Below are 15,030 nucleotides of genomic sequence, written 5' to 3'. Positions count from 1 at the left end.
GCACCCTGCGCCAGAGACGACGCGAGAGAGAGGTGTCAGCGCTTCTCGAGCTCTTCGGCGACCAGGAAGGCCAGTTCGAGGGACTGCATGTGGTTGAGGCGCGGGTCGCACAGCGACTCGTAGCGCGTCGCCAGCGTCGCCTCGTCGATCATCTCCGAGCCGCCGAGGCACTCCGTGACGTCGTCGCCGGTCAGTTCGACGTGGATGCCGCCGGGGAAGGTCCCGACCGCCCGGTGGGCCTCGAAGAACCCGCGCACCTCGTCGACGACGTCGTCGAAGCGACGGGTCTTGTAACCGGTGGGCGTCGTGATGCCGTTGCCGTGCATCGGGTCGGTGACCCACAGCGGCGTCGCTCCCGAGTCCTTGACGGCCTCGAGCAGGGGCGGCAGTGCGTCGCGGATCTTGCCCGCTCCCATGCGCGTGATGAACGTGAGGCGGCCCGGCTCGCGCTCGGGGTCGAGCTTGTCGATCAGGGCGAGCGCCGTCTCGGGCGTCGTGGTCGGACCGAGCTTGACGCCGATGGGGTTGCGGATGCGGGAGAAGTAGTCGACGTGCGCCCCGTCGAGGTCGCGCGTGCGCTCTCCGATCCAGAGGAAGTGCGCTGACGTGTTGTAGGGGGTGTCGGTGCGGGAATCGATGCGCGTGAGCGGCCGTTCGTAGTCCATCAGCAGACCCTCGTGGCCCGTGAAGAACTCGACGCGGCGCAGCTCGTCGAAGTCTGCCCCCGCGGCCTCCATGAAGTTGATGGCGCGGTCGATCTCACTCGCGAGGCGCTCGTAGCGCTGGTTCGCCGGGTTCTTCGCGAATCCCTTGTTCCACGAGTGCACTTCGCGCAGATCGGCGAAACCACCCTGCGTGAACGCGCGAATGAGATTCAGCGTCGAGGCGGCCGTGTGGTACCCCTTCATCAGGCGCGCAGGATCCGCCCGGCGCGACCCCTCGGTGAAGTCGAAGCCGTTGACGATGTCGCCCCGGTAGGCCGGCAGCGTCACATCGCCGCGCGTCTCGGTGTCGCTCGAGCGGGGCTTGGCGAACTGGCCCGCCATGCGTCCCATCTTGACCACCGGCAGCGACGCGCCGTACGTGAGCACGACGGCCATCTGCAGCACCGTCTTGATGCGGTTTCGGATCTGGTCGGCGGTTGCTCCCGCGAACGTCTCGGCGCAGTCCCCGCCCTGCAGCAGGAACGCCTTACCGGATGCCGCGCGGGCAAGCCGGTCGCGCAGGTTGTCGACCTCGCCGGCGAACACGAGCGGCGGCAGGATCGAGAGCTCGGCGGACACGGCCGCGACAGCGTCGGCGTCATACCAGGTGGGCTGCTGCTTGATGGGCAGAGTCCGCCAGTGGTCGAGCGCATCGGGGTGCTGGAGCATCCTTCGAGTCTATCCGCGCCCGCGCGGGGGCAGAGCCAGGTTACGCGCCGTCAGGACCGGGTTTTGAGCCGGTCCTTCACGGTCGAGGCGTACACGTCGTCGTACTCCTGCTCGCCCAGCCGCTGCAGCGCCACCATGATCTCGTCCGTGATGGAACGCAGGATGTAACGGTCGCTCTCCATCCCGGCGAACCGCGAGAAATCCAGCGGCTCGCCGATGACGATGCCCACACGCGCGACGCGCGGCACGCGCGTGCCGATCGGCATCATCGTGTCGGTGTCGACCATGACGACGGGCACGACGGGAACGTGCGCCTCGAGCGCCATCCGCGCGATGCCCGTGCGTCCGCGATACAGCTTGCCGTCGGGACTGCGCGTGCCCTCGGGGTAGATACCGAGCAGGTCGCCCCGGCCGAGCACCTGAAGGCCCGTGTTCAGCGAAGCCTCCGACGCCTTGCCGCCCGATCGGTCGATGGGCAGCTGGCCGGTCGCCTTGAAGAAGATGCGCGTCGCCCAGCCTTTGAGCCCTTTGCCCGTGAAGTAATCGCTCTTGGCGAGGAAGGACACAGGCCGGTCGATCATGAGCGGCAGGAAGACGGAATCCACGAACGAGAGGTGGTTGCTCGCGAGGATGGCGGCTCCCTGAGCCGGCACGTTTCTCCGGCCCACGATCCAGGGCCGGAAGATCGCCTTCACGATCGGTCCGATCACCACGTACTTCATGAGCCAGTAGAACACCGGGCTAGCCCTCCCTCTGAGCCCGGGCGGCGAGGTCGGCGACGCCGATGACTCCCGCCGCGTTCCCGAGCTGCGCGATCGCGAAGTCCGCGACGGGTCTCTCACCCACGGCCGGCACGGCACTCGCGTACGCGGTGCGGATGGGCGTGAGCACATGCTCACCGAGCTCGGCCACTCCCCCGCCGATGACGAACAGCTCAGGGTCGAGCACGGCTTGGAACCCGCCGCATGCTTCGCCGAGCGCCGTCGCCACACGGTGCAGTGCCTCGAGTGCTCCGGGATCCCCCGCGAGCACGAGCTGCGAGACGGCGTGCCCCGCGATCTCGCCGTGCTCGGCTCGCACGTCAGCCAGAGCGGCGCCGATCCCGCCGGCATCCGCGATCTCGTTCGCCTCGCGCTGCAGCGCGCGACCCGAGGCGTACTGCTCGAGGCATCCCCGCTGGCCGCAGCCGCACCAGCGACCGTCGCGCATGAAGCGGATGTGGCCGAGCTCGCCGGCGATGCCATGGCCTCCTCGGTACAGCTCTCCGCCGAGCACGACCGCTCCGCCCACGCCCGTGCCCATCGTCAGCATCACCATGTGGTCGACGTCGCGGCCCGCGCCGAAGCGGAACTCCGCCCAGCCCGCCGCGTTCGCGTCGTTCTCGATCGTCACAGGGCGCGCGATCCCGGCTTCCATGGTCGCTTTGAGCGGTTCGCCGCGCCACGCGATGTTCGGGGCGTGCATGACGCGCGCCCGCTCGCGGTCGATGAACCCGGCCGCGGCGACACCCACAGCCGCCACGTCGTGCGAGGCGAGGAAGCCGCCCGCCATGTCGATGACGGCGCGAGCAAGCGCACCGGTGTCGACGGGGGTGTCCACGCGGACAGAATCGAGGATGCGCCCCTCGACATCGACGACGCCGCCGGCGATCTTCGTTCCGCCGATGTCGATCCCGACTGTGAGCACGTGGTGTCCCTCATCCCGCCGTGCGTGGAGACGGCGACAAGAAGTCTAGTCGTGGGCGATTCGCCGCGGCGGGCTGGGACCGAGGCTCAGGATGACCGGCGCCGAGTCTCGTCAAAACCGCCCGTGACAAGGGCTCTTTCCGCATTAGACTCATGTCACCCGAAGCCGATGTTCAGCACCGGTACCGAAGGAGTTACCGTGGTCCAGTTCGAAGTACCCGCCATCGTCCCCGCAGACCCGCAGGCGAATGTCACCGACCTGCTCGTCGAACGCGTCAAGCTCACCCCGAATCAGCCCCTGTTCGCTGTGCCCGACGGTGGCGCCTGGCGCGACATCACGGCTTCCGAATTCCACGCCCAGGTCATCGCGTTGGCCAAGGGTCTCGTCGCCGGCGGCATCGAGCCGGGCGACAAGGTCGGTTTCGTGGCGCGCACGACGTACGAGTGGACGCTCGTCGACATGGCGATCTTCTTCGCCGGCGCCGTCATGGTCCCGATCTACGATACGAGCTCCCCCGCGCAGATCGCGTGGAACCTCTCTGACTCGGGCGCGATCGCCTGCATCGTGGAGTCCGCCGAACACACGGCCCGCCTCGACGAGGTCATCGCCGACCTGCCGCTCGTGCGCACGGTCTGGTCGATGCACAAGGGCGATCTCGACAAGCTCGTCACCGACGGCGCATCGGTCGCCGACGAAGAGATCGAGCGCCGCCGCAACATCGCGAACGGGTCGGATATCGCCACCCTGATCTACACCTCGGGCTCGACCGGACGCCCCAAGGGGTGCGTGCTCACACACAGCAACTTCGTCGAGCTCTCACGCAACTCCGCAAAGGCGCTGCACGCGGTCGTCGGGACGCCTGGCGCCTCGACGCTGCTGTTCATCACAACGGCGCACGTGTTCGCACGCTTCATCTCGATCCTGAACATCCACTCCGGGGCGAAGACCGGCCACCAGCCCGACACGAAGCAGCTCTTGCCGGCGCTCGGCTCCTTCCAGCCGACCTACCTGCTCGCCGTCCCGCGCGTCTTCGAGAAGGTGTACAACTCCGCCGAGCAGAAGGCCGAAGCAGGCGGCAAGGGCAAGATCTTCCGCGCCGCCGCGCACGCCGCCGTCGAGCACTCGACGCTCCTGCAGGACGGCAAGAAGGTGCCGCTCGGCCTCAAGATCAAGTTCGCGCTGTTCGACAAGCTGGTCTACAGCAAGCTGCGCGCCGCTATGGGCGGGCGCGTCCAGTACGCCGTCTCGGGTTCGGCACCGCTCGGGCCACGCCTGGGCCACTTCTTCCACAGCCTCGGCATCACGGTCCTCGAGGGCTACGGCCTGACCGAGACGACCGCACCCGTAACGGTCAACCTCGCGAACAGGTCGAAGATCGGCACCGTCGGACCCGTGCTCCCCGGCGTCGGCGTCCGGCTGGGCGAAGACGGCGAAATCGAGGTGCGCGGCATAAACGTCTTCAAGGAGTACTGGCGCAACCCCGAGGCGACGGCCGAGTCGTTCGACGGTGACTGGTTCAAGACCGGGGATATCGGCTCGTTCGACGACGAGGGCTTCCTCACGATCACAGCCCGCAAGAAGGAGATCCTTGTCACGGCCGGCGGCAAGAACGTCGCCCCCGCTGCGCTCGAAGACCCCATTCGGGCGAACCCGATCGTCGGCCAGGTCGTCGCTGTGGGCGACAAGAAGCCCTTCATCGCCGCGCTCATCACGCTCGATCCCGAGATGCTGCCGACCTGGCTCGCGAACAACAATCTGCCGGGTGACATGTCCCTCCCAGATGCCGCCGTGCATCCCGCCGTCCGCGCCGAAGTGCAGCGCGCGATCGACCACGCCAACGCATCGGTGTCGCGTGCCGAGTCGGTCCGCAAGTTCACGATCCTTACGACGGAGTGGACCGAGGCGAGTGGTCACCTGACCCCCAAGATGAGCATCAAGCGCAACGTCATCCTCGACGACTTCGCCGCCGAGATCGTCGAGATCTACGACCTCCCCGTGTCGACGACGAACGTGTCGCTGGGCTGACCCGCGGTGGGGTGGCCGGACGCGCCACCCCACCGGGTCGCCGGCGTTGTGAAGGCGCTACCCGCTGGTGATCCGAACGGCGTCGACGCACGCTAAACGCGCGCTGATCCCACTCGCATCAGAACCAGTCGGACTCCCGGATCTGCCGCATCGCGACACGGCGGGTCTCAGCCGGCAGCCGGTCGAGGAAGATCTTGCCGTCGAGGTGGTCGGTCTCATGCTGCAGCGCCTGCGCGAGCAGCCCCTCTCCCTCGATCACGACCTCGTTTCCGTCGAGGTCGATGCCGACGACCTTCGCGCGCGGGTGCCGCAGCGCCTCGTGCCACAAGCCCGGCACCGACAAGCAGCCCTCGGCGACCAACTCGGGGTCACCGTCGACCTCGACCAGCACGGGATTGAGCACGTACCCGATGTCGCCGTCGATGTTGTAGCTGAACGCGCGGATGCCGACGCCGATCTGGCACGCCGCGACGCCGGCGCGGCCAGGCAGGGCGACGGTGTCGAGCAGGTCCTGCACGAGGGAACGGACGCCGTCGTCGATGACCTCGACGACGACACTCGGCGCCCGCAGCACGGGGTCGCCGAACACACGGATCGGGCGGACGGCCATGTCAGGCGGCCGCAGCGAGCGAACGGAGACCCTCGACCACCTTGGCGGCGAGCTCGCGCGCGGCCAGCCGCGTCGCCGGCTGCAGGTCGCGGAATGCGATGGCGCTCCCAGCGGCGACATGCGGGTCGTACGGCATGCGCACGACCGCTCGCACGCGCGAACGGAAGTGCGCCTCGAGCTCGTCGGGCCGCACGAGCGGGACCCCGGGACGGGCGTTGTTGAGCACCACGACCGCGCCGCGCACCTGCTCGGAATAGCCGTTCGTCTCGAGCCAGGTGAGCGTCTCGGATGCAAGGCGCGCCTCGTCGACGCTCAGACCCGTCACGATGACGAGCTGGTCGGCGCGGCTGAGCGTCGCCTCCATGACGGAGTGCACGACTCCCGTGCCCGTGTCGGTGAGGACGATCGAGTAGTAGTGCGCGGCGATCGAGGCGACGTCGTTGTAGTCGTCGTCGCTGAACGCCTCGGACACCCGCGGGTCGCTGTCGGAGGCGAGGACGTCGAGCCGCGTCTCGTCGCGGGCGACGATGCCAGACAGGTCGTTGTATCCAAGGACCTCGGCGCGCGAGCGCACCAGGTCGCGAACCGTCTTGCCGCTCACGCGGCCGATGCGCTCGGCGAGCGTACCCCGGTCCGGGTTCGCGTCGACGGCGATGACGCGGTCATCGCGCGCGTCAGCGAGCGCCATCCCCAGAAGTGTCGTGACCGTCGTCTTCCCGACGCCGCCTTTGCGTGACATGACGGGAACGAAGTACGCGCCGCCGGTCAGCGGAGCAGCGATTCGGCGGTCGAGCTCCTTGCGGGCCTTGGCACGTTTGCCGTCGCCGAGGTTGATGCGCCGGCCGGACAGCGAGTAGACGAGGTGCCGCCAAGCACCCTCGGGTTCGGGCCGCACGATGTGATGAGGGTCGAGCAGACGGTCCGCCGTCAGCAGATCGGCGCTCTCGCGATCAGGCTCGAACTCGCCGATGCGCTTCGACGTCAGCGCGACGTCGGCACGCGCCGGAACCCGGTCGAGGTGACCACGATCGGGGCGAGGCGAATCGGGATGCTGTGCTTCCCACCGCGTCGTCGGGATCGACGACGTTGCGGGGTGCGCGTCGGGCGCAGGTGTCTCATCGGGCTGAACGGTCATGTCATCCTCCACCTCTTCGGCGTCGGCGATGTCTTCGGACACGGAGGCCACGGGCACCGGATCAACGGCGTCGACCATTTCAGCCTCGGCCGTCTCGAGGGAGACATAGCCGAGGTCGATGGGCACCTCGTCGCCGATGACGTCGTCATCCTCGTCGTCATCTTCGGAGGCCAGGGCGAACGACAGATCCACCTGGGCCGTCGCGCCACCGAGGATCCCGATCGAGGCGGTACCGAGGCTGCCCGTGTCAGAGAGGACGCCGTTCAGGGCATCTTCGTCGGGCTGTTCGAGGCGATCAGACGTCACTGCGGGTGTCTCCAGAAGCGGGTTTCGAGCGTATGCGGCCCTCCAGGCTACTGCGACGGGCGGATGACGACCAAAAGGTCGCCCGCTTCGACCTGCTGCGTGGCCCCGATCGCGATCCGTTCGATGACTCCGTCGACGGGGGCCGTGATCGCGGCTTCCATCTTCATCGCCTCGATCGACGCGAGCGCCTGGCCCGCTTTCACGGTGGCGCCGATCTCCGCCTTGACGGTCACGACCCCGGCGAACGGCGCGGCCACCTGGCCGGGCTTGCTCGTGTCTGCCTTCTCGACCTGGCGGGTCTGGATGGTGATGCTGCGGTCGCGCACGTAGACGGGTCGAAGCTGACCGTTGAGCGTCGTCATGACGGTGCGGATGCCCTTGTCATCGGGTTCGCCGATCGCTTCGAGACCGACGTGCAGCTGCACGCCGGGATCGATCTCGGCGACATGCTCCTCACCGGGCTTGAGGCCGTAGAGGTAGTCCGGCGTCCCGAGAGCGGACAGATCCCCGTAGGTCTCGCGGTTCTTCTCGAACTCCTTCGCAGGAGCGGGGAAGAGCAGCCGGTTGAGGGTGCGCTGACGGGTCGGGGCATCGCCCGCGAGACCGTCGCGCTCTTCGTCGGTGAGGGGCGGGATCTCGATCGACACCTCGCGACCCGCGAGAACCTTCGTGCGGAAGGGCTCCGGCCATCCGCCGGGCAGATCCCCGAGTTCGCCCGCCATGAAGCCGACGACCGAGTCGGGGATGTCGTAGTTCTGCGGGTTCTCGGCGAAGTCGGCTGGGTCGGCCTTGGCCGCCACGAGCGCGAGCGCGAGATCGCCGACGACCTTTGATGAGGGCGTCACCTTGGGGATCCGGCCGAGGATGCGGTCGGCGGCGGCGTACATGTCCTCGATCAGCTCGAAGTCGTCGGCCAGGCCCAGCGCGATCGCCTGCTGACGCAGGTTCGACAGCTGACCGCCCGGGATCTCGTGGTGGTACACCCGGCCCGTCGGGGCGGGCAAGCCGGACTCGAACGGCCGGTACAGCTGGCGCACACCCTCCCAGTAGGGCTCGAGGTCGCTGACCGCCTGCAGATCGATGCCGGTGTCGCGGTCGGTGTGCGCGAGAGCTGCGACCAGCGCCGACAGCGACGGCTGGCTCGTCGTTCCCGACAGCGGAGCGGCGGCGGCGTCGACGGCGTCGACGCCGGCGGCACTCGCGGCGAGGAGTGTCGCGAGCTGGCCGCCCGCCGTGTCGTGCGTGTGCAGGTGCACGGGCAGGTCGAATCGGTCGCGCAGCGCCGTGACGAGCTTGGCCGCTGCGGCGGGCCGCAGCAGACCCGCCATGTCCTTGATCGCGAGCACGTGGGCACCGGATTCGACGATCTGCTCAGCGAGGCGCATGTAGTAGTCGAGCGTGTACAGCCGCTCGGCGGGGTCGAGCAGGTCGCCGGTGTAGCAGACCGCGACCTCGGCGAGCGCGGTTCCCGTCTCAAGAACCGCCTCGATCGCCGGCCGCATCTGGTCGACGTCGTTGAGGGCGTCGAAGATGCGGAAGATGTCGACGCCTGTCGCCGCGGCCTCGCGGACGAACGCGTCGGTCACCTCGACCGGTCGCGGCGTGTAGCCGACCGTGTTGCGTCCGCGCAGCAGCATCTGGATCGGAATGTTGGGGATCGCCTCGCGTACCGCAGCGAGCCGCTCCCACGGGTCCTCCGCGAGGAAGCGCAGCGCGACGTCATAGGTTGCCCCACCCCACGCTTCGACCGAAAGCAGCTCCGGTGTCATCCGGGCGACATGGGGGCCGACGCGCACGAGGTCGCGCGTGCGCACTCGTGTGGCGAGAAGCGATTGGTGCGCGTCCCGGTAGGTGGTCTCGGTGACGGCGAGAGGCGCCTGCTCGCGCAGCGCACGGGCGAACCCGGAGGGTCCGAGGTCGCGCAGACGCTCGAGGGTGCCGGCCGGCGCCGGGGCGGCGAGGTCGATCTCGGGAAGCTTGCTGCCGGGCGACACCGAAACGGGCTTCTCGCCGTACGGGCGGTTGACCGTGACGTCGGCGAGCCAATTGATCAGCTTCGTCGCGCGGTCGCGCGACGGGTGGCTCGTGAGCAGCCCCGGGCGCTCATCGATGAATGCCGTGCTGAGGTCGCCCTGCACGAAGGCGTCGTCGTCGAGGACGGCGCGCAGGAACGGAATGTTCGTCGAAACACCGCGGATGCGGAACTCCGCCAGCGCGCGCCGCGCACGGGCGACGGCGGCGGGAAAGTCGCGGCCGCGGCAGGTGAGCTTGGCGAGCATCGAGTCGAAGTGCGGGCTGATCTGTGATCCCGCCGCCGTCGTGCCGCCGTCCAGACGGATGCCGGCGCCACCGGGCGACCGGTAGGTCGTGATGCGTCCGGTGTCAGGCCGGAACCCCTGCGACGGGTCCTCGGTCGTGATGCGGCACTGCAGCGCCGCTCCCCGCAGCACGATGTTGCTCTGCTGCAGCCCGAGGTCTTCGAGGGTCTCGCCCGCGGCGATGCGGATCTGCGACTGCACGAGGTCGACGTCCGTGACCTCTTCGGTCACGGTGTGCTCGACCTGGATGCGCGGGTTCATCTCGATGAAGACGTGCTGACCGGCGCGCTCTCCGGCCGTGTCGACGAGGAACTCGACGGTGCCCGCATTGACGTAGCCGATCGACTCGGCGAACGCTACGGCGTCGCGGTGGATGCGCTGACGCAGTTCCTCGTCGAGATTCGGCGCGGGAGCGATCTCGATCACCTTCTGGTGACGACGCTGCACCGAGCAGTCGCGCTCGAACAGGTGCACCGTGTGCCCCGCGGCATCCGCGAGGATCTGCACCTCGATGTGGCGGGGGCGCACGACAGCCTGCTCCAGGAACACGCGGGCGTCACCGAACGCGGCGGCGGCTTCGCGCATCGCCTCGGCGATGGCCGGGGGCAGGTCGCCTGCCGTCTCGACGCGGCGCATGCCGCGCCCTCCGCCGCCGGCGACGGCCTTGACGAAGATGGGGAAGCCGATCTCATGCGCCTGAGCGACGAGTTCGTCGACGTCGTCTGACGCCGGAGTGGACCTCAGAACCGGCACGCCGGCGGCGATCGCGTGCTCCTTGGCCGTGACCTTGTTGCCGGCCATCTCGAGCGCTTTCGCCGGAGGCCCGATGAACGTGATGCCGTTCTCAGCTGCGCGGGCGGCGAGCTCGGGGTTCTCGGAGAGGAATCCGTATCCCGGGTAGATCGCATCCGCCCCGGACTCGAGCGCGACGCGGATGATCTCCTCGACGTCGAGGTATGCCCGGACGGGATGACCCTGTTCGCCGATGACGTAGGACTCGTCCGCCTTTTGGCGATGGAGTGAACCACGGTCTTCGTAGGGGAACACCGCGACGGTGCGCGCCCCCAGCTCGTAAGCCGCGCGGAACGCCCGGATGGCGATTTCACCGCGGTTGGCGACCAGAATCTTTCGGAACATGTGCACCTCGCAGAGCGGCCACGACGATGGGCCAAGTGTGTTCTCAGCCTAGGGGACGGTAACGTAGTCGCTTGTGCACGTACTCTCGGTGAGCTCCCTCAAGGGCGGCGTCGGTAAGACGACCGTGACGCTAGGTCTCGCCTCGGCAGCCTTCGCCCGGGGAGTGCGCACTCTCGTGGTCGATCTCGACCCTCAGTCCGATGTCTCGACGGGCATGGACATCCAGGTCGCCGGGCGGCTCAACGTCGCCGATGTCCTGGCCAACCCCAAAGAGAAGGTCGTCCGTCAGGCGATCACATCGAGCGGGTGGGCCAAGGTGCATCCCGGCACGATCGACGTCATGATCGGCAGCCCGTCCGCGATCAACTTCGACGGTCCGCATCCGAGCGTCCGCGACGTGTGGAAGCTCGAAGAGGCCCTCGCCACGATCGAGCCCGACTACGACCTCGTGCTCATCGACTGCGCTCCCTCGCTCAACGCGCTCACGCGTACGGCATGGGCCGCCAGCGACCGGGTCATCGTCGTGACCGAGCCCGGTCTCTTCTCGGTTGCCGCCGCCGACCGCGCGCTTCGCGCCATCGAGGAGATCCGTCGGGGTCTCTCACCCCGTCTGCAGCCGCTGGGCATCGTCGTGAACCGCGTGCGCCCGCAGTCGATCGAGCACCAGTTTCGGATCAAGGAGCTGCGCGACATGTTCGGTCCGCTCGTGCTCTCGCCGCAGCTGCCCGAGCGCACGTCACTGCAGCAGGCGCAGGGTGCGGCGAAGCCGCTCCACATCTGGCCGGGAGACTCCGCTCAGGAGCTCGCCGCCGATTTCGACGCTCTGCTTGACCGCATCATGCGGACAGGGCGTATCCCCACCCCGAGCGCGTAAAGGCGCGGACGACCCTTCGTCAGGCGTCGGCGAGGCGCTTCAGCGGCCGCTCAGGCAGCCGGCGCTCAGGCGACGTTGCTCAGGCTGTGCGAGCGGCGCGACGAGCGGCGAGCTCGTCTTGCACGTCGGGCACCTGCGGGTCGAACTCGACGAGGGTCGACTCGACTTCGCGCAGCACCTTGCCCACGGCGATGCCGAAGACGCCCTGCCCACGGCTGACGAGGTCGATGACCTCATCGTTCGACGTGCACAGGTAGACCGATGCCCCATCGCTCATGAGCGTGGTCCCGGCGAGGTCGCGGATGCCGGCGGCGCGCAACTGGTCGACAGCCGTGCGAATCTGCTGCAGCGAGATGCCGGTGTCCAGAAGACGCTTGACGAGCTTGAGCACCAGGATGTCGCGGAACCCGTACAGGCGTTGCGATCCGGATCCGGATGCGCCGCGCACGGTCGGTACGACCAGCTCGGTACGCGCCCAGTAGTCGAGCTGACGGTACGTGATGCCGGCCGCGCGAGCGGCGACGGCTCCTCGGTAACCGACCTCGTCGTCCATCTGCGGAAGTCCGTCAGTGAAGAGGAGATCGGCGGCGAACCGCGGCTCGCCTGCCGTTTCTCGAGCGGTCATACGCTGATCCTCCCCATCGGACTCCTCCACGCTAGATCAGCACGACCCCCCGAGCAACGACATCCGCTCTGGCGTGTCGCGCCCGAGTTCATCCGAGCAGGCGCTCGAGGGCTGTCCGCACGAAGATCGCGCGGACGTCTTCGAGGCGCTTGGCGAGTTCGGGAGCGACTTCCGCCGCGCGGCCGCGCGACCCGGCATCCGTACGCCGCAGCAGCGGAGACAAGGCAGACTCGACGAGCGCGACGTCGCGCTCCGAACTCTGCCGCAAGGCACGCACGTGACGCGGCTCGATGCCGTGGCGGTCCAGAGCGACGAGGGCGCGCAGCAGCGCGACGGTCTGATCGGTGTATTCCGACCCCGTGATGACACCCGTGCTGATCGCGTCGTTGAGCAGCTGCGGGGCGGCACCGGCCGCCGCGAGCAGCTCTTCACGCCGGAACCGCCGCGGCGCCGGCACGATCGAGGGGACGGACGCCGGCTGCACGGGCTCGCGGCCCGCGTCGAGGTCGGCGAGGTAGTCGCGGATGACGCTGTGCGGCATGAAGTGATCACGCTGGAGCGTCAGCGCCAGGCGCAACCGCTCGACGTCGGACGGCGAAAACTTGCGGTACCCGGATTCAGTGCGCGTGGGCGTGATGATGCCTTGCACTTCGAGAAAGCGCAGCTTGCTGGCGGACAGTCCGGGGAACTCAGGAGTGAGCCGGGCGAGCACCTGACCGATACTCAGCAGACCCGCGGACGTAGACCGTTCGCGGGGGGCAGGAGACGCCATCAGTCGTCCGCCGCCTGAGCCAGGTCGGCGGGCGAGACGAAGAAGTTCAACCGGAACTTGCCGATCCGGACTTCTGCTCCGTTGCGCAGCGTCGCACGGTCGGCCCGCTCGCCATTGACGTAGGTGCCGTTGAGCGAGCGCTGGTCGATGAGCTCGAACGACGTACCGCTGCGCGTGATCTCGGCGTGCCGGCGGGACACCGTGACGTCGTCGAAGAAGATGTCGGCCTCGGGGTGACGCCCCACGGTGGTCACGTCGGTGTCGAGCAGGTAGCGAGCCCCGGCAGTGGGACCGGAGCGCACGAGGAAGAGCGCGGCACCCGAGGGGAGCGCGTCGATCGCCTCGAGCTCGGCGCTGGACAGATCACTGCCGAAAGGCACGAACGAGAGGTCGGAATCGTGACCGAAGGTCTGCGTCGTGTCGTTCGCGCGCTCAGCACCCGCGCCACGACGAATGTCGTCTGGTTCGGGTCGACGGTTGTCCACGGTGCTCCTCCTTCTGCGCAAGCCTATCCGATCGCTCCCTGTGCGAAACAGGTGGATCCGCCGATTCGCCGAAGGGAATCCGACGAAGTGTTTCGCCGTGTTCCACGCGGGATGTGGTGACGGCGAGGGCGGCTTAGCGTGGCTGAACGAACCTACTGACAGGAGACTCCCGTGTCGAGCCCGCACTTTCGCACATCGTCCGCCCCGGCGCGCGAGGCTGCGACGTGCATGTGCGCGTTCGATGGCGCCTGCTCTTCGTTCGCCCGCGGTCACGCGCTGCATCTGATCCAGGCGCGCCTCGCATCCGCGACGCCGACGGAGTGGACGGACGCGATCGTCGAGCAGACGGATGCCGCGAGCGGCACGCTCGTCGTCCGGACTCTCACCGGCGAGATCATAGAACTGTGGAACGGCGCCGGTGCGGCGGATGCCGTCGCAACCGGGACTCCCGTCGCCGTGCACGCGCGCTATGACGTCCTCGCGGTCGGACGCCGGCAGTTCAACGTGCTGCGGGGCTGATCAGGCCATCGCGGCCTTCAGCGACATGCACGCGTCCATGCATGCCTGACAGGCTTGCGCGCACATCCGACAGACCTCGCTGGACTCGGCGTGCGACGCGCACTCGTCCATGCACATGCGGCACATCTCGATGCACGCGTCGAGCATCGCCATCATCGCGGTGGCGTTCATCCCCTGCATGCGCAGCATCGAGCGCATCATCGTGTTGCACATATCGGCGCAGTTCATGCACGTCGTGGCACACGACATCAGCTGGGTCGCGCACACGGTGCACGCCTGCTCGCATGCGGCGCAGGCGTCCATGCACGCCTGCATGAGCGACATGTCCATCGTGTCCATGCCGGGCATCGTCATCATGTCGTTCGACATGGCATCCATCATCATGGCGTCCATCGGGGGCCTCCTCGTCGGCGGGGCCGGGGCGGTCCCCTGGCCGTCATGCTAGGCCGCCAGCGCCCGGCCAGTAAGGGGTTGGCTAGGCTCGACGCGTGATGACACAGGTTTCCCACCGCGTCTCCCGCGGTCTCCTCGCCCTCTTCGCCGTGCTGCTGGTCGCGGCATCCGCTCTCATCGCCTCGCCCGCGTCGGCGCACGATCGGCTCATCGGATCGGATCCCGCCGCCGGTGCGACCGTCGACCAGTCCCCCGAGCAGCTGACCCTCACCTTCAGCGGAGCGATCTCGGCCGACGCCGGGGCGACCGAAGTGCAGGTGACGGACGCCGCAGGCACCCAGCTCGCTGGAGACCCGGTAGCCACCGACAACACCCTCACGGTGCCGCTCGTCGCTCAAGCCGAGGGCGCGGTCACCGTGCTGTGGAAGGTCGTCTCGAGCGACGGTCACCCCATTTCGGGCGAGTACGCGTTCACCGTGGCGGCGCCCGCGCCGGAGCCGGCGCCCGTGCAGACCGAGACCTCCTCCCCCAGCCCCACCACCGAGCCGACGACGCCGGTCGCCACGCCCGAGCCGACGACGTCAGAGACGCCCGCCGCCGACACGCCCTCGGATGCCGCCGACACGACCCCGTGGATCATCGCCGGCGTCATCGTGCTCCTGGCTGTGGCGGCCGGGATCATCTACCTCGTCGTCTCGCGATCCCGTCGTGCCAAGGCCGCTCAGGCAGCCCAGGCCGACTCCCCGGATCGCTCCGAGCGTTAGGCTGGAAC

General features: G+C 68.5%; 15 protein-coding genes. 5 read left to right on the top strand and 10 right to left on the bottom strand.

From position 1 onward, the window contains the following. Positions 1–35: 35 nt before the first annotated feature. Genes AC25YV_RS06015 through AC25YV_RS06005 form a run of 3 tightly spaced genes read right to left on the bottom strand, consistent with a single transcriptional unit; the run spans position 36 to position 3,059 of the window. Positions 36–1,373, bottom strand: coding sequence for a class II 3-deoxy-7-phosphoheptulonate synthase (locus tag AC25YV_RS06015; protein WP_488122934.1), 1,338 nt, complete (start codon positions 1,371–1,373; stop codon positions 36–38). Positions 1,374–1,423: 50 nt separating this feature from the next. Continuing rightward, the gene (locus AC25YV_RS06010) at positions 1,424–2,110 is read right to left on the bottom strand and encodes a lysophospholipid acyltransferase family protein (protein ID WP_488122933.1); all 687 of its coding nucleotides are present in this window, start codon (positions 2,108–2,110) and stop codon (positions 1,424–1,426) included. A 4-nt stretch (positions 2,111–2,114) separates the two neighbouring features. Then, complete coding sequence (locus AC25YV_RS06005; RefSeq protein ID WP_488122932.1) at positions 2,115–3,059, bottom strand: ROK family protein; 945 nt, start codon at positions 3,057–3,059, stop codon at positions 2,115–2,117. A 198-nt stretch (positions 3,060–3,257) separates the two neighbouring features. Between AC25YV_RS06005 and AC25YV_RS06000 the strand changes: the two genes are divergently transcribed. After that, positions 3,258–5,084, top strand: coding sequence for an AMP-dependent synthetase/ligase (locus AC25YV_RS06000; protein WP_488122931.1), 1,827 nt, complete (start codon positions 3,258–3,260; stop codon positions 5,082–5,084). 118 nt (positions 5,085–5,202) lie between these two features. On the opposite strand, the gene AC25YV_RS05995 is transcribed toward AC25YV_RS06000, so the two are convergent. Genes AC25YV_RS05995 through AC25YV_RS05985 form a run of 3 tightly spaced genes read right to left on the bottom strand, consistent with a single transcriptional unit; the run spans position 5,203 to position 10,590 of the window. Further along, entirely contained in the window at positions 5,203–5,694 is a 492-nt protein-coding gene (locus tag AC25YV_RS05995; RefSeq protein WP_488122930.1) for a peptide deformylase, read from the bottom strand. Between the two features lies 1 nt (position 5,695). Then, positions 5,696–7,135: a MinD/ParA family ATP-binding protein gene (locus AC25YV_RS05990; RefSeq protein WP_488122929.1), complete on the bottom strand. Its 1,440-nt coding sequence runs from the start codon at positions 7,133–7,135 to the stop codon at positions 5,696–5,698. A gap of 47 nt (positions 7,136–7,182) precedes the next feature. After that, entirely contained in the window at positions 7,183–10,590 is a 3,408-nt protein-coding gene (locus AC25YV_RS05985) for a pyruvate carboxylase (protein WP_488122928.1), read from the bottom strand. A 73-nt stretch (positions 10,591–10,663) separates the two neighbouring features. On the opposite strand from AC25YV_RS05985, the gene AC25YV_RS05980 reads away from it, so the two are divergent. Then, positions 10,664–11,464: a ParA family protein gene (locus tag AC25YV_RS05980; RefSeq protein WP_488122927.1), complete on the top strand. Its 801-nt coding sequence runs from the start codon at positions 10,664–10,666 to the stop codon at positions 11,462–11,464. Positions 11,465–11,543: 79 nt separating this feature from the next. Here the strand turns inward: AC25YV_RS05980 and AC25YV_RS05975 are convergent, their stop codons facing one another. From AC25YV_RS05975 to AC25YV_RS05965, 3 genes are all read right to left on the bottom strand, one after another. Then, positions 11,544–12,089: a MerR family transcriptional regulator gene (locus AC25YV_RS05975; protein WP_488122926.1), complete on the bottom strand. Its 546-nt coding sequence runs from the start codon at positions 12,087–12,089 to the stop codon at positions 11,544–11,546. Between the two features lie 88 nt (positions 12,090–12,177). Beyond that, complete coding sequence (ftsR, locus tag AC25YV_RS05970; RefSeq protein WP_488122925.1) at positions 12,178–12,861, bottom strand: transcriptional regulator FtsR; 684 nt, start codon at positions 12,859–12,861, stop codon at positions 12,178–12,180. Then, on the bottom strand, positions 12,861–13,346 hold the full coding sequence (locus AC25YV_RS05965) for an FHA domain-containing protein (protein ID WP_488122924.1): 486 nt from the start codon (positions 13,344–13,346) through the stop codon (positions 12,861–12,863). Before AC25YV_RS05965 ends, ftsR begins: the two co-directional genes overlap by 1 nt. Before the next feature lie 228 nt (positions 13,347–13,574). On the opposite strand from AC25YV_RS05965, the gene AC25YV_RS05960 reads away from it, so the two are divergent. Next, complete coding sequence (locus AC25YV_RS05960; protein ID WP_488122923.1) at positions 13,575–13,865, top strand: hypothetical protein; 291 nt, start codon at positions 13,575–13,577, stop codon at positions 13,863–13,865. On the opposite strand, the gene AC25YV_RS05955 is transcribed toward AC25YV_RS05960, so the two are convergent. Further along, positions 13,866–14,132, bottom strand: coding sequence for a four-helix bundle copper-binding protein (locus AC25YV_RS05955; protein ID WP_488123421.1), 267 nt, complete (start codon positions 14,130–14,132; stop codon positions 13,866–13,868). Here AC25YV_RS05955 and AC25YV_RS05950 point away from each other — a divergent pair. Both AC25YV_RS05950 and AC25YV_RS05945 read left to right on the top strand, forming a co-directional pair. Further along, positions 14,044–14,310 (top strand): hypothetical protein, encoded by a 267-nt coding sequence (locus tag AC25YV_RS05950; RefSeq protein WP_488123444.1) that lies wholly within the window; start codon positions 14,044–14,046, stop codon positions 14,308–14,310. The genes AC25YV_RS05955 and AC25YV_RS05950 overlap by 89 nt on opposite strands. Before the next feature lie 46 nt (positions 14,311–14,356). After that, positions 14,357–15,022 carry a copper resistance CopC family protein gene (locus AC25YV_RS05945; RefSeq protein ID WP_488123420.1) on the top strand — a complete coding sequence of 222 codons (666 nt, stop codon included), beginning with the start codon at positions 14,357–14,359 and terminating at the stop codon, positions 15,020–15,022. Positions 15,023–15,030 lie beyond the last annotated feature (8 nt).

This window comes from Microbacterium sp. Y832, assembly GCF_057669765.1.
Note: the sequence above shows the minus strand (reverse complement) of the source record. Positions and strands in the feature narration are given on the sequence as shown.

Coding starts and splice junctions, on each gene's coding strand:
- AC25YV_RS06015 (WP_488122934.1), bottom strand. CDS start 1,373: ATGCTCCAGCACCCCGATGCGCTCGACCACTGGCGGACTCTGCCCATC.
- AC25YV_RS05995 (WP_488122930.1), bottom strand. CDS start 5,694: ATGGCCGTCCGCCCGATCCGTGTGTTCGGCGACCCCGTGCTGCGGGCG.
- AC25YV_RS05985 (WP_488122928.1), bottom strand. CDS start 10,590: ATGTTCCGAAAGATTCTGGTCGCCAACCGCGGTGAAATCGCCATCCGG.
- AC25YV_RS05975 (WP_488122926.1), bottom strand. CDS start 12,089: ATGACCGCTCGAGAAACGGCAGGCGAGCCGCGGTTCGCCGCCGATCTC.
- ftsR (WP_488122925.1), bottom strand. CDS start 12,861: ATGGCGTCTCCTGCCCCCCGCGAACGGTCTACGTCCGCGGGTCTGCTG.
- AC25YV_RS05960 (WP_488122923.1), top strand. CDS start 13,575: ATGTGCGCGTTCGATGGCGCCTGCTCTTCGTTCGCCCGCGGTCACGCG.
- AC25YV_RS05950 (WP_488123444.1), top strand. CDS start 14,044: ATGCGCAGCATCGAGCGCATCATCGTGTTGCACATATCGGCGCAGTTC.
- AC25YV_RS05945 (WP_488123420.1), top strand. CDS start 14,357: ATGACACAGGTTTCCCACCGCGTCTCCCGCGGTCTCCTCGCCCTCTTC.